At 66.7% G+C, this 14042-nt stretch carries 9 protein-coding genes, 1 other RNA gene and 1 pseudogene; 5 read left to right on the forward strand and 6 right to left on the reverse strand.

Annotated features, from left to right (window positions below; all coding sequences use genetic code 11):
* Positions 1 to 102: 102 nt before the first annotated feature.
* The 3 genes and pseudogenes from GNX95_RS10980 (at position 103) to GNX95_RS10990 (ending at position 4014) form a co-directional block, all read left to right on the forward strand.
* Positions 103 to 1656, forward strand: a complete 1554-nt coding sequence (locus GNX95_RS10980; RefSeq protein WP_163506983.1) for an FAD-dependent monooxygenase — start codon at positions 103 to 105, stop codon at positions 1654 to 1656.
* A gap of 379 nt (positions 1657 to 2035) precedes the next feature.
* A pseudogene (locus GNX95_RS44250) lies at positions 2036 to 3010 on the forward strand (P1 family peptidase); the annotation flags it as partial.
* A 302-nt stretch (positions 3011 to 3312) separates the two neighbouring features.
* A complete protein-coding gene (locus GNX95_RS10990) occupies positions 3313 to 4014 on the forward strand; it encodes a hypothetical protein (protein ID WP_163506985.1) in 702 nt (233 codons plus the stop codon).
* 175 nt (positions 4015 to 4189) lie between these two features.
* Here the strand turns inward: GNX95_RS10990 and GNX95_RS10995 are convergent, their stop codons facing one another.
* Positions 4190 to 5917: an HNH endonuclease signature motif containing protein gene (locus GNX95_RS10995; RefSeq protein ID WP_163506986.1), complete on the reverse strand. Its 1728-nt coding sequence runs from the start codon at positions 5915 to 5917 to the stop codon at positions 4190 to 4192.
* Positions 5918 to 6154: 237 nt separating this feature from the next.
* Here GNX95_RS10995 and GNX95_RS11000 point away from each other — a divergent pair, with 237 nt between their 5' ends.
* The gene (locus GNX95_RS11000; protein ID WP_163506987.1) at positions 6155 to 8794 is read left to right on the forward strand and encodes a GH92 family glycosyl hydrolase; all 2640 of its coding nucleotides are present in this window, start codon (positions 6155 to 6157) and stop codon (positions 8792 to 8794) included.
* 58 nt (positions 8795 to 8852) lie between these two features.
* Here GNX95_RS11000 and GNX95_RS44255 read toward each other — a convergent pair whose 3' ends face one another.
* The 4 genes from GNX95_RS44255 to GNX95_RS11020 form a co-directional block, all read right to left on the reverse strand.
* A complete protein-coding gene (locus GNX95_RS44255; protein ID WP_163507988.1) occupies positions 8853 to 9119 on the reverse strand; it encodes a S1 RNA-binding domain-containing protein in 267 nt (88 codons plus the stop codon).
* A gap of 215 nt (positions 9120 to 9334) precedes the next feature.
* Positions 9335 to 9780, reverse strand: an RNA gene (gene rnpB / locus GNX95_RS11010) — RNase P RNA component class A.
* Positions 9781 to 9853: 73 nt separating this feature from the next.
* On the reverse strand, positions 9854 to 11494 hold the full coding sequence (gene mctP, locus GNX95_RS11015) for a monocarboxylate uptake permease MctP (RefSeq protein WP_163506988.1): 1641 nt from the start codon (positions 11492 to 11494) through the stop codon (positions 9854 to 9856).
* A 1-nt stretch (position 11495) separates the two neighbouring features.
* Positions 11496 to 11750 (reverse strand): DUF3311 domain-containing protein, encoded by a 255-nt coding sequence (locus GNX95_RS11020; protein WP_222853508.1) that lies wholly within the window; start codon positions 11748 to 11750, stop codon positions 11496 to 11498.
* A gap of 136 nt (positions 11751 to 11886) precedes the next feature.
* Between GNX95_RS11020 and GNX95_RS11025 the strand changes: the two genes are divergently transcribed.
* Positions 11887 to 13164 (forward strand): SLC13 family permease, encoded by a 1278-nt coding sequence (locus tag GNX95_RS11025; protein WP_246281570.1) that lies wholly within the window; start codon positions 11887 to 11889, stop codon positions 13162 to 13164.
* 16 nt (positions 13165 to 13180) lie between these two features.
* On the opposite strand, the gene GNX95_RS11030 is transcribed toward GNX95_RS11025, so the two are convergent.
* Positions 13181 to 13714, reverse strand: a complete 534-nt coding sequence (locus GNX95_RS11030; protein WP_163506989.1) for a GNAT family N-acetyltransferase — start codon at positions 13712 to 13714, stop codon at positions 13181 to 13183.
* Positions 13715 to 14042: the final 328 nt, after the last annotated feature.

Below are 14042 nucleotides of genomic sequence, written 5' to 3' on the forward strand. Positions count from 1 at the left end.
AGTGTAGGCCAACAACTGTTGACGTGGCTCGTCAATCAGATCTACCGTTGCCAACAGACGTTGGCCAACACTCGTTGGCACCCGACGACCCGAGGAGAGGACATGGCCATCACTTCCTCCGCAGAGCCGACCCGCGCACGCTCGCAGCAGCAAAAAGCCGACGTTCTCGTCGTCGGCGCAGGTCCGGCGGGCCTGCTCTTGGCCGGCGATCTGGCAACAGCAGGCGTACGCACCACCGTTCTGGAGCGACGCGGCGCCGAGTCCAACCTGAGCCGAGCATTCGCCGTCCATGCGCGCTCGCTGGAACTACTCGATGCACGCGGTCTCGCTGACGAGCTGATCGCCATGGGAACAAAGCTGTCCTCCGTGCGCCTGTTCAGCCGTTTCGACGTGCACTTGGACCGGCTCCCCAGCCGCTTTCCGTATCTCCTGGTCACCCCGCAGTACAACGTCGAGCGCCTGCTGGAGCGCCGCGCGGTCGCGGCAGGCGCACAGATCGTGCGCGGCGCCGAGGTCGTGGCGCTTCACCAGGACGAGACCGGCGTCGACGTGACCGTTCGCCGGCACGCCAATGGGCCGACGGGCCGCGCCTCCGCGCTCGAGACGCAATACCGCGGCAGCTATCTCGTCGGCACCGACGGCGTACGCAGCACTGTCCGCAAAGCGTTGAGCCTCCCGTTCCCGGGACGGTCCGCCGTGCAGTCCGTGATGCTCGCGGACGTACGACTGACGCAAACGCCGCCGGCCGTACTGACCGCCAACGGGACGAAGAACGGGTTCGCCTTCATCGCACCGTTCGGAGACGGCTGGTATCGAGTGATGGCCTGGAACCGACGGCACCAGCTGCCTGACTCCGCGCCCGTGGATCTCGGTGAGGTCGCGGCGATGACGCGAGAGGCGCTCGGCACCGACTTCGGCATGCACGACCCACGATTCCTGTCCCGGTTTCACAGCGACGAGCGCCAGGCGCCGCGTTATCGCGTTGGACGGGTCTTCCTCGCCGGCGACGCCGCGCACGTCCACTCCCCTGCCGGTGGACAAGGCATGAACACCGGCCTGCAGGACGCCGCCAACCTGAGCTGGAAGCTCGCCGCGGCCGTACACGGATGCGCTCCGGACAGCCTCCTCGACAGCTACCAGGCCGAGCGGCATCCGGCCGGACAGGCGGTGTTGCGGTCCAGCGGCGCGATCCTGCGGATGGCTTTGGCCAGCCGTTGGTGGCAACGCGCTGCGCGAGCACTCGCTGGGACCCTGGTCAGCAACATCTCCGCGGTCAACCTCCGCGCTGGGCTCAGCGTGTCCGGGATCGCCGTACGCTATCCGGCTCCTCGCGGCTCACATCCGCTCATCGGACGCCGCGCCGCCGATGTGACGCTGGCAGCCACCGATGGCGGCGAGCGCCTCTACGAGGCACTCCGCGACGGCAAGTTCGTCCTGCTGGTGTCTTCGACGGCAACAGCCGGCCACACTGAGGTCTGGTCCGACCACGTTCGGATCGCAGTCGCCGGGACGACAGAGCCCGCCGACGTGTCTGCCCGGTATGTGTTGGTCCGGCCCGACGGATACGTCGCCTGGGCGGGATCCGACGAGACAGGCGCACTGCGCGCTCTTCGCGCATGGTGCCGCACACCGAAGTCGCGAGCGACCGTCGGCTGATCCGAGGCCCGTGGGCGAGGGACACTCCGCAGCACCCTGCCGTGCGGCACCGCGCCGGTTTGGCATGATTCGGCAGTCACGCAGATCGTCCATCTCACCGGGAGGACCGATGGCGCCGGGGCAAGCGGCCAATCGACCTGGACGCACTCGAAGGCAGGTCGCCGCGAAGCGGATCACCCGCGCCACGGCAGCGACGATCGCCGTCTGGGTCGCCGCAACGACCACAGTCGGCATCGCAGGCATCACGTCCGAGCCTGGCAGGTTGGCGGCAGCGCCGACCCCCAGCCCCAGCTCCTCGGTCAGCATCAGCTCAGCCCCTGGTTCGAGGCCGAATCCGACCTCCGACACCGAGGCCGAGCGGGCCGGCGCCAACAACTCCATCACCGACGTACCAGGGATCACCGTCGGGTCCTACCAACGGACGGATGGTGCCTATCTCACCGGCACAACGGTGGTGCACGCCGCTCGCGGTGCCGTCGGCGGCGTCGACCAGCGCGGCGGAGCGCCTGGCACACGAGAGACCGACCTGCTGAGTCCCTTGAATGCCAACTCGGCGGTCAACGCCGTGATGCTGACCGGCGGCAGCGCATACGGACTGGACGCCGCTGGCGGTGTAATGAGCTGGCTGGAGCAGCACCACCAAGGCGTAAGTGTCGGGCCGTCGCCAGCGCAGGTCGTACCCATCGTGCCAGCGGCGGTCATCTTCGATCTTGGCCGTGGCGGATCCTTTGAAGCGCGACCGACAGCTGAGTTCGGCACACGAGCGATCTCAGCCGCAGGCGCCGGGCCGGTGGTCTCCGGCACCGCCGGCGCCGGAACCGGAGCACGGGCCGGCGGCATCAAAGGCGGCCTGGGTACAGCCAGTGTCCGCCTGCCCGGCGGTGACATTGTCGGCGCCATCGTGATCGTGAACGCGGCCGGTTCGGCGACAGATCCCTCAGACTGTTCGATCGTCGGCGTCCGCTCCGGTCTGCCAGGAGAGTTCGCCGGCCTACGAACGCCGTCGGCGCGGGAATGCCTCACGACAGCGACCGCCGGCAACGCGCCGGCCCTCAACACGACAATCGCTGTCGTCGCCACCAACGCGGCCCTGGACAAAGCGGCCGCCGCACGGCTCGCTAGCGCCGGACAGGACGGACTTGCCAGGGCCATCACGCCCGCGCACAGCCTTGTGGACGGCGACACCGTCTTCGCCTTGTCGACCGGCGAAGGCGATCGCCTGTCGCCGTCGCAGCCGTCCGCGACAAACCAGCTGGATGCGCTCTATGCTGCCGCAGCACGTACGCTCACGCGCGCGATCGCACACGCCGTTCTCGCTGCGACGTCGGCCAGGTCGATCGTCGCCTATTGCGACCGATATGCATCGGCGTGCGCCGGCACGGCCGCCGGCCAATACGGCCGGTGGGCCGGCCCACTCGCCCAGAGCCAGCCGGCGACTCCATCCGCTGCACCGAGTGGCTCGCACTCGCCAGCGCCAGGCATATCGGCATCAACTCCGCACCCGACGGCGAGCCCACCCACCAGTCAAACCGCCGCTTGGGTGACCGTCGGCATCGCTGGTCTCGGCGTACTGGTCGCATTGATCATCGTCGCGGCTCGGATCACCCCACATCGAGGCCGCCTCTAAGCACCCCTCAAACCACGTATAGTGCGCTTGTGATAGCAAAGCGGATGTTTTTGACTCTCAGGATCAGCCTCGCCGCATCAGCGTTGGTTCTGCTCGTAGCGTCGACACAGCCAGCCACAGGAGCAACGCTCAGCGGTGTTGATCGTCGCTCCGCCGTCGGCGACTGGCGAGCAACCGCTGTAGGCGCGAATGGCGTAGCCGCCAGCGACCCGCTGACTTGCAATGGCAACATCGACGGCCAGGTCACGGCTGCCTACACTGGCACCACCCTGAGCAGCACACGCACCGACTACGCGGCCAAGATGTCCTGCACGTCCGGTCCACACGGCGAGACGATGACGGCCCTGCAAGAGACGCCGATCGTTCGGCTCAACGGCACGGACGTCCACGAAGGGCCGACAGGCAAGTGCGGCACGGCCACGCCTGCGACACCGTGTTCTCAGGTCGAGGCCAGGGGCAGCTACACCTGTACGGGTAGCAAGACCTGCGCCGGCGACTATCAGATCGGCCACCGCTCGCTCATGATCTTGCCGGCCGGCTTCGAGTGGCGCGACGTACCCGCTGGCTGCCAGAAGACTGCTCCTCGCGACCTGCACTGCATCTGGCTCGGCGGCGTCGTCACCGTGCGCGAAAACCTCCCATCGAGTCCGCCTTCGACTGCTCCGACTGCAAATTTCTCCTCAAGCCCCTCCAAGTCCGCCGGATCAGGCGACGACATCCGAAATTCGTAGTTGGGCGACCGAGCTTGTCGGACGAGAGGCCCAGACCAGCGATCGGCGCCACATGGAGCCCTCCAGCCGAGCTGCACGACGTCAGCAGTAGCTGCGTCATCCTGCCGACATTCACGGTCGGCAGAATCGTCGGCCAACATGTTCAGTTGTCCAAGCGGATCGGGGTGTCGGTCGATCAGCCAGCGTTCCTCCGAGAATGCTTGGCGGACTTGCGAAACCACGGAAAGGACCACCGACGCTTGGTGTCGTCCAGGAGCGCGGCAACCGCCTCGTCGAGGTCGAGCGCCTCGCCGGTCCAATAGCACGACGGCGCGGCAACCACCGCATCGTCGCTAGGCCCGTTGCTGCTTGAGCCGTCGCATGCGGCGGCCGGCGCCTGCGAACCTTGACCCTCTTCCACACCCGGCAACGGAGGACTGACCGGCACGACAGCACCAGAGGGATCGGTGACCTCAACTGCGCCGCTGCCCAGCACGCGAACCTGGCAACCGAACTCATGCACGTACCGGTGGTGCCGCAGGCAGAGGAGAACGAGATTGTCCAGCTCAAGGGCTCCACCGTCGGTCCAATGCACGATGAAGTGCGCATCGACCCACTGGTGATCAGAGCAACCTGGATAACGGCAGCCGCCGTCTCTACGACGCAGGCGACGACGCAGCCATCTCGGAACCGTCACATGAGACTCGGCGTCGACTTCCGACTCGCCGGTCACCGCGTCGATGACCGTGCAGTCACAGGCGATGCGCCGGATAGTCGGCAGGCCCAGCGTCGGCCCCGGCTCCAGGCCGCACCGGTCGATCAGATCCGGCTCCTCGGCTCCGCTCAGCACGTCGCTCTCCACGTGCACCACCAATGTGTTGCGCTCATCGCCTGGACGCGCGGCAGGACCGTGAGCGAGAAACGACTCGGCCAGGCGCAACAGAGCATCCGCGTACGGGCCGGACACAGCGCCGCATGCGTCCCGGATCGGCTCGCTGCTCGCGCGGCGTGCTGACCGCTCAGCGTCCAGATCCGCCACCTCCGACACACGGGACTCCGGGTTGACGTCGTCGCCGCTCGCTGCCTCGTCGACCACAGGAACGTCAGCCTGAGCGCTCGAAGCAGCTTCGGCACTCTCCCGCGCCTTACGAAGCGCCAAGAAAAGAATCTCGATCTCGTCGGCCTCCAAGACCGCGGTAAGGCGCATCCTGCCATCTGGCAGGCGGACCGCATTGACGTCTCGCAAACCCTCCGGCAGCTCATCGCCCTCCGAGCCGTCATTCTCCCGACCAGACCGGCGCGCGTCCGTGGACTCGTCGGAGGGACCATCCGGCGGCGACGTCCGCCGGGCCGACCTGGGACGGTTGCCCCTCCGAAAACCGCGGACCACACGCTCGACGTGGCTCGCGTTGCCGCTGAGCGCGAGCGCCAGCAGCCGGTCATCCAACTCCGGCGTGCCGATCCGCGTCAATGCGCGCACTTTCGAGTACGACACCTCGCCGCGAGCGAATGCGGCGCGCAGCTTCGGCAGGTTTTCGAGCGTACGCGCGACCCGCAGCCGCTCCTTCGCCGTCGGCAACGACAGGCCACACTTCCACGCAAGCCAGTGCGCGCACGACAGGACTCCCTGCGCCGCCCAACCGTTGCGGCGGTCGAACTCCAGGATCATCGTAAGGAACAGCGCCTCATCTGCGGTCATGCGCGACATCCGCCTGGTGATGGCCGTCGCAAGCACCGACGTCTTCAACTGGCCGACGAGCTCGGCTGCCGACGGCGGCACATCCCGCCCACCGACCAGAGCACTCTCCATGTCGGCATACGGAGACTCCTCGCTGGCGCGGGTCTGCTCCTCCGTCTCTGTTGGAGGCTGCGCTGTCTCTCCTGGAGCCTCGTTGGCCCGCGTGGTCGATGCGGTGTCCGCCATGTCGGTTCCACCCCTCAGGTCGGTGAATGGCTTACATCCACGTTGCGGAGTGGGTACGACAAGAATCGCGAGGACAGGCCCCGGGCGGCTTGCAGACGGTTGGCGGCGGTTGTACGTGAGGCGAAGAGCTGTCTCATCCCGCGGAATACCCATTTGTGGGTACCGAACCGGCATCGCGGTTGATAACGTTCCCAGGCTGCTCAGCCCGCTCCCCCGCCCAGTCCCGTGGAGGACCGCATGCTGTTCCTGTCCCACATCGGCAGATCCACCAGACGGAAGTTGTGTCTCGCTGCCAGCTTCTCGCTGAGTCTCGCGGCCAGCCTGATGCTGACCGCGGCACCAGCTGCCGCCACACCGGCTCGTGCCGGCGCGACCGCAGTCAACGACCCAGCGCAGTATGTCAACACGTTCGTCGGCACGAAGCCAGGCGCCACGGACTTCGGTAACGGTGGCGGTGCCGGCAACACCTTCCCAGGCGCGGACGCGCCGTTCGGAATGCTCCAGTGGAGTCCGGACACCGTCACCTACCAGCACGGCGGCTACTTCTACGACGACAACCGCATCCGTGGCTTCAGCCTCACGCACATCTCCGGCGCGGGTTGCGGCGACTACGGCAACATCCCGTTCATGCCGATCATCGGCCGAAACCTCGTGTCGTCGTACACGTTCTCGCACGCGAACGAGTCCGCGGCTCCCGGCAGCTACAGCGTGACCTTCGACAACGGTCTGCGCACTGAGTTGGCCGTGAGCAAACGCGCCGGCATCGCTCGGTTCAGCTACCCCGGCACCGACACTGCCTCGTTACTGATCGATGTGGCGAAAGCGTTCAACAACGCCATGGGTGCGTTTACGGTCGGGACCAACACGATTACCGGTTATGAGGACGGCGGAGGATTCTGCGGAGCCGGCAACCGCTATCGGGTCTACTTCACGGCGACGTTCGACCACACCATCATGGGCTACGACACACCTACGGCGACGCAACCGATCCTGCATTTCGACACCTCGACCGGCCGTACTGTCACGGCCCGAGTCGGCATCTCGTTCGTCAGCATCGCGAATGCGCAGCAGAACCTCTCCAGCGAGCAAGGCAACCGGACCTTCGAACAGGTCCGGGACGGCACTCGAGCCGACTGGAACGCGCAGCTCACTCGCATCTCGGTCAGCGGCGGTACGGCCGCGCAGGCGACGATCCTGTATACCGCGCTGTACCACTCGCTGTTGTTTCCACAGACGTTCTCCGACGTGAACGGACAGTACGTCGGATTCGACAAGACCGTGCACACGGCAGCAGCCGGACACACCCAGTACGCCACCTTCTCCGGCTGGGACGTCTACCGATCGCAGACACAACTCGTCGCCTTCCTCGACCCAGCGACCGCGTCGGACATCGGACAGTCGATCACGGACCAGGCCGCGCAGGCCGGCTACCTCGACCGCTGGACGCTCGCCAACGGCGGCACCGGCGTGATGAACGGCGACCCGCTGCCAACTATCGCGGCCAGCATGTACGCGTTCGGCGGCACCGGCTTCAACGCCACAGACCTGCTCAACCGCGCTGTCGCCGGCACTTCCAACGGAAACCAACGTCCTGGATACGCGCCGTACAACACCAAGGGATACGTCCCCACCGGCACCGGCGGAGTGTGGGGATCGGCAGCGACCAGCCTGGAGTACTACAGCAGCGACTTTGCGATCTCCCAACTCGCGCAGCGGCTCGGTAACACCTCGGTGGCCAAAACCTACCTGCAGCGCGCGCAGGGATGGCGCAACCTGATGCACGACGGCTATATCCAACCTCGCGACAACGACGGCGGCTGGCCATCGTTCAACCCGAGTTCCGGCAGCGAGTACACCGAAGGCAACGGCGCCCAGTACACGTGGATGGTGCCGTTCAACTACCAGGGCCTGTTCGCCGGGATGGGAGGCAATGGCTCGGTCGTCCCGCGTCTGGACGGCTTCTTCGCCGAGCTCAACGCGGGTCCTGACAAGGCCAACGCCTACCTCGGCAACGAACCGTCGGCGGAGACTCCGTGGGCCTACGCGTACGCCGGAGCCCCGTACCGGACGCAGGACGTCGTCCGCCGCGCCGTTACGACCTTGTACAAGCCGACTCAGGATGGCGAGGTCGGCAACGACGACCTCGGCCAGCTGTCCTCCTGGGCCGTCTGGGCCTCGATCGGCATGTATCCCGAGGCTCCGGGACGGTCCGAGCTCGTTTTGGCCAGTCCACTGTTCAGCCAGATCACGATCAACAGAGGCAATGGTGCGACGATCACCATCAACGCGCCGAACGCCTCGGACAGCATCAAGTACGTCCAGGCGCTGACCGTGAACGGACAGGCATCGACCAAACCGTGGCTGAGTGAGTCATTCGTCGCCGCCGGTGGCAGTCTGAACTTCACTCTCGGCTCCAGCCCGAACACCGCATGGGGATCCGCGGCGGCCGATGCTCCACCGTCCTTCGACTACGTCGTCTCAAACGGCGCGACCGGCGCCATCGTCGGGCTCGGCAGTAAATGCGTCGACGTGTCGAACAGCGGTACGGCCAACGGCACGGCCGTCCAGCTGTGGACGTGCAACAACTCCGACGCGCAGAAGTGGACGCTCCGGTCCGACCAGAGCATCGGTGCGCTCGGCAAGTGTCTGGACATCGCCAACAGCGGGACGGGCAACGGCACGCTGATCCAGCTGTGGGACTGCAACCGGACGAACGCACAGATCTGGCAGCAACAGGCGGACGGATCGCTGCGCAACCCGAACTCGGGACGCTGTCTGGACGTCCCCAACTCCAACACCACCGACGGGACGCGCCTGCAGATCTATGATTGCAACGGCACCGGCGCACAGCGGTGGACGCTGCCAAGCGGCGCCTGAGCGGATGTCCGGAGGCCCCGCCGTGGCGCGGCCTCCGGACACCTTCAGCCGGCCCTGTTTACGACTCCGGCATTTCGACGAGACTCACCCTACGGTTCTCTGGGTCCAGAACGTCAATCCGGACCGATACAGTCGACCCGATCGCACGCTCAGTCCGCTCCGACAGCCAATTGCCTCTTGGTAGCAAGCCCTCGATCCCGTCGGCCACCTCGACGAATACGCCGAACGGAACGACGGCGCTGACCCGACCGGCGAGTACACCTCCAGCGGCGTGTCTGGAGACGAAGTCGGTCCACGACTCGAGCGACACAGTGTGGCGGGACATTGCGATCACCTCCTTCCTCCGCAAGATCCGCCTGAAGCGGTCCTCACACAGGTGCGGCGGGCCTCGAGCCCGTCCGGTGATCAACGCACAGCCGGATAGCCCTTGCTCTCTCGGCAGTCAGCCAACCCGGCAGTCACCCGACGACCGTAGCAGAGGCTAGGTGCGGCGACCAGCCTCGCAAATGGACGGACCGCCTGTCCGAAAGAAAAGGAAGTGGGACGAGTTGGCCTGTAGGCCGGGTTCTGTGACCGGAGCACCTCACGGCATCGCTCCGGCCGGCGACCATCCATCTCGGCCTGCCGTCGCCGGCAGGCTCCAGCGGTCTACCCGCAGGCTCGGACGGGCCGTCCTCGAACGCCTGCGCAGGCTACCGGCGACCGTTGCCGCCGGCGGCCCTCTTGACCTTGCTCCGGGTGGGGTTTACCGAGCCATCCCGGTCACCCGAGATGCTGGTGGTCTCTTACACCACCGTTTCACCCTTACCGGTCCGGCACGCCCACTCCTCTCGGAGCCAATGCACCGGACCGGCGGTCTGCTTTCTGTGGCACTGTCCCGCGGGTCGCCCCGGGTTGCCGTTAACAACCACCCTGCCCTACGGAGCCCGGACCTTCCTCGGTGCGCGCACCGACGGTGCGTACGCCGCGGCCGCCCGGCCAACTCGTCCGCCTCCGGATCGTATTGCTCAGGCTTTGTCCTTGCTGGAACGGGGTCCTTGTCGGACTGCCGCGGATCAGCTACTTGGCGGCGGCTCCCTCGACCAGTTCCGGCACGTCGCGTACGCCTGGATCGCCGGCCTCCACCGTGTAGTCACGGGGCTTGGTGCCATCCTCGCCGTCAGGGGCCTTCATCGCGCGGAACACGAGGGTCGCGATGACGGCGACGACGATGTTCACGATCACCGCCACGAACCCGACGTAGATCTGCACCTTGCTGTCCAGGCCGAGGTTGGACAGGCTGTACGCGGAGCCGCCGAAGTGCGCCTTGCCGCTGGCCGGGTTGGGGATCTGGTACAGCATGACCAGGCCGACCAGCATGCCGGCCACCCAACCGCTGATCAGGCCCCAGCGGTGGAACCACCGCGTGTAGACGCCGATGGCCACCGACGGCAGCGTCTGCAGGATGATCACGCCGCCGATCAGCTGCAGGTCGATGGAGAACTGGGTGTTCAGGAAGAGGATGAACGCGACCGCGCCGATCTTCACGATCAGCGAGGCGAGCTTGCTGACCTGCGCCTCCTCCTTCGGCGAAGCATCGCGGCGCAGATACTCCTTGTAGATGTTGCGGGTGAACAGGTTGGCGGCGCCGATCGACATGATGGCCGCTGGCACCAGTGCGCCGATCGCCACGGCGGCGAAAGCGATGCCGGTGAACCAGTCGGGGAACACCTTGTCGAACAGCAGCGGCACGACCGTGTTGCCGTCCGGCTTGCCGGCGTTGACGACCGGCTTGACGCCGGCGGCAAGCGCCATGTAGCCGAGGAGCGCGATCAGCGCAAGCAGGAGGCTGTACGCCGGCAGTGCGGCCATGTTGCGCTTGATCGTCGCGCGGCTGTTGGCGGCCAGTACGCCGGTCAGCGAGTGCGGATAGAGGAACAGAGCCAGAGCCGACCCGAACGCCAACGTCACGAACTGGAGCTGGTTGTTGGCATTGAGCAGCAGGCTGCCCTTCGGCGCGTGCGTGACCGGGTTGATCGCCGCGAGAGCCTTCTCGGCACCGCCGAAGATCATGTCCCAGCCACCGAGCTTGATCGGGATGACGATGACCGCGACCACGATCACCAGGTAGATCAGCGTGTCCTTGACAAAGGCGATCAGCGCCGGTGCGCGCAGGCCTGAGCTGTACGTGTAGAGCGCGAGAATCAAGAACGCCACGATCAGCGGAAGGTGACCGGTGATCCCCATCGCGGTCAGGACCGCCTCGATGCCGACGAGCTGCAGTGCGATGTACGGCATGGTCGCGACGATGCCGGTGATCGCGACAAGCAGGGCGAGCGTCGGCGAGCCGAACCGTGAACGCACGAAGTCCGCCGGTGTCACGAAACCGTGTACGTGGCTGACCGACCACATCCGGCACAGCGGCAACATCACCAGCGGAAACGCGATGATCGTGTACGGCACCGCGTAGAAGCCGAGCGCTCCGCTCGCGTACAGCAGGGCCGGGACGGCCACGAAGGTGTACGCCGTGTAGAGGTCGCCGCCGAGCAGGAACCAGGTGATCCATGACCCGAAGCTGCGGCCGCCCAGTCCCCACTCGTCGAGGTGGTCGAGGCCGCCGGCCCGCCGCCACCGCGCCGCAACGAACCCCATCCCGGACACCAGCAGGAACAGCACGATGACAATGGCCAGTTCGACGTAATGCTCGGAAAGCTGCGGCATATCAGCTCCTCGGCTTCGTGAGCAGGTAGACGACCACGGTCACCACGACCAGCAGCGGGATGAGCGCCAGCAGGAACCAGTAGAAGAACGGGAGACCGAACAGCTGCGGCTCCTTGGTGTTGTACAGCGGCGACAACAGCGGCAGCAGGATCGGGATCAGCAGGAGCAGGTTCCAGTACCCGCGACCGCCGGACCCGGCCGGACGGCGCGTACCGGGAGAATCTCCCGGATCCGGCGTTTTCTCCAATTCGGGCACCGTGACCTCCCTTTTTCGGCGGAACGCCGTAACAGACGCGGGAGAGAAACTACTGCCCACCGCCGGGGATGCGAAGCACTTCACAACAATGTCCGCCACGGAATCTTTGTGTAGTGCGATACGTACCGTTCTGAACGTGCCAACGATCGCGGCGATCCTGCTTCTCGGCCTCACGCTGGCCGGCGCGACGGCTGGTCATCGGCGCGTTCCCGAAGCCGCGGTGGCCGTGCCGGCCGCAGTTCTGGCGGTGGTCTTTGGCCTCGTGACGGCCGGACAGGCATGGTCGGAGGTCGTACGCCTCGGCCCGACCGTCGGGTTCCTGGCCGCGATCCTGGTGCTCGCTCATCTGTGCGACCGGGAAGGCGTCTTCAGCTGGGCCGGGGCGTGGATGGCGCACTCCTCGACTGCTCGCCCCAGGCGTCTTCTCGTCGTGGTCTTCGCCGTCGCGAGCGCGACGACGGCGGTCCTCAGCCTGGACGCGACGGTCGTACTACTGACACCGGTCGTCGTCGCGACGGCAGCGCGACTACGTGTGCCAGCCAGACCACACGTGTACGCCTGCGGTCACCTGGCGAACTCGGCCTCCCTGCTGCTGCCGGTGTCGAACCTGACGAACCTGCTCGCGTATCACGACAGCAGGTTGTCTTTCCTCGCCTTCGCGGCGCTGATGACCGTCCCGTGGCTGGCCGTGATCGCCACCGAGTACACCCTGATCAGGCTGTTCTTCGCCAGTGACTTGAAGTCGTCGGCGAGTGCGACCACGGTCATCGACGCGAAGCAGCCGCCGGTCGTGGCACTCACGGTGCTTGGCGCTTGCCTGGCGGGGTTTGCCGTGGCGGGTCCGCTCGGCATCGATCCGGCCGTGGTGGCGGCCATAGGCGCCGTCGTGCTGGCTGTGCGGCAGGTATGGATGCGTAGTGAGTCCCGTCGCGTCCCGACACTGTGGCGCATCCTCCGCGAGACCAACCCGTTGTTCTGCCTCTTCGTGTTCGCGCTCGCCATCGTCGTCGCCGCTGTCAGTAGTCACGGACTCGGCGGTGTGCTGACAGCCGTGTTCCCGAGCGGCGACGGATTCGTGGACCTCCTCGTGGCGGCCGGCATCGCCGCGCTCCTGGCGAACCTGGTCAACAACCTCCCGGCGACGCTCCTGCTCGTACCGGTGGCCGCCGGGCGACCGGAACTCCTGCTCGCCGTCCTGCTCGGCGTCAACATCGGGCCGAACCTGACGTACGTGGGGTCGCTCGCCACGCTGCTATGGCGGCGAGTTCTGCGTCGACACGGCACGGCGCCGTCGACTGCGGAGTTTCTCCGACTCGGCGCCGCGACCGTGCCGGCGAGTTTGCTCGCTGGCCTGATCGCGCTGTGGGTCTCGCTCCAACTGGCAGCGCTCGCCGGCCTGCCGCTGTCGGAATGACCGCGCGGCACGCGGCCTAAAAGCCGATGACCGGCCGCTCAAGCCGATGTGGTCCGGAGCGGCTCACCTCGACCGGACTGAAGCCCTGTCGTCGCCAGAACCGCAGGCCGCGGACGTTCGCCGGAGCGACCGCCACCCGCAGCTTCTTCGCCCCGGACTCGATGGCCCAACGATCGACCGTCGCCACCACCCGACCGCCGACGCCGCGACCGCGAGCGGCCGGCACAAGCACCAGCAGACCGATCATCCACGTGCGACGTTGCGGCCAGTCTCGTACGACATCGAGGACGCCGATGTTGGCGCTCCCCAGCCGGACGAGCATGACGGCCTTGTCCTCCGGATGGCTGCCCGGAGGGATCTTCGCCAGCAGTTGCTCCGCCTCGTCCGGCGGCGGCGGGAAGCCGTCGACGAGCATGGCGAAGTCCTCGGAGGCGGCGATCACGTCCTGGACGGCGCGCACCTGGCCGGAATCCACCGGACTGACCTGCACCAGGTCGATGGCCGTGGCAACCGGCAGCACGCCACTAGGCAGGATCGGAGTCGCCGTCATACCACCCTCGCCGCTGAGGTGTCAGTGACCGTGTCACTGCTGGTCTTGGTGCTGGCTGTGCAGTTTGACCATCGGTACGCTCGCTGAGCCGTTCACGCCGAATCCAGTCGTAGACGTTCGCGAGCGTCCGTCGGCGGCTGAGCGGCGACCTGAGTCGGCGCATCGAGCGTGTCTGGAAGGATATCCGCCGTGCGCTCGCGCGTCGCGATGACCGCGTCGGAGCCGCGGCGAGAGGGTGTCCACGGTTGGGGCTACCGATATCCGGCCGCGGACGCCATCTCGCAGGTCAGATGCCGTTCAGCCGGCAGGGCCAGCGGAGTCGTACGCA

The organism is Fodinicola acaciae (assembly GCF_010993745.1).
Taxonomy (GTDB): Bacteria; Actinomycetota; Actinomycetes; order Mycobacteriales; family HKI-0501; genus Fodinicola; species Fodinicola acaciae.

Bases quoted from the DNA above. Each gene is read 5' to 3' on its own strand.
- GNX95_RS10980 (WP_163506983.1), top strand. From the start codon at position 103: ATGGCCATCACTTCCTCCGCAGAGCCGACCCGCGCACGCTCGCAGCAG.
- GNX95_RS10995 (WP_163506986.1), bottom strand. From the start codon at position 5,917: ATGGCGGACACCGCATCGACCACGCGGGCCAACGAGGCTCCAGGAGAG.
- mctP (WP_163506988.1), bottom strand. From the start codon at position 11,494: ATGCCGCAGCTTTCCGAGCATTACGTCGAACTGGCCATTGTCATCGTG.
- GNX95_RS44255 (WP_163507988.1), bottom strand. From the start codon at position 9,119: ATGTCCCGCCACACTGTGTCGCTCGAGTCGTGGACCGACTTCGTCTCC.
- GNX95_RS11030 (WP_163506989.1), bottom strand. From the start codon at position 13,714: ATGACGGCGACTCCGATCCTGCCTAGTGGCGTGCTGCCGGTTGCCACG.
- GNX95_RS11000 (WP_163506987.1), top strand. From the start codon at position 6,155: ATGCTGTTCCTGTCCCACATCGGCAGATCCACCAGACGGAAGTTGTGT.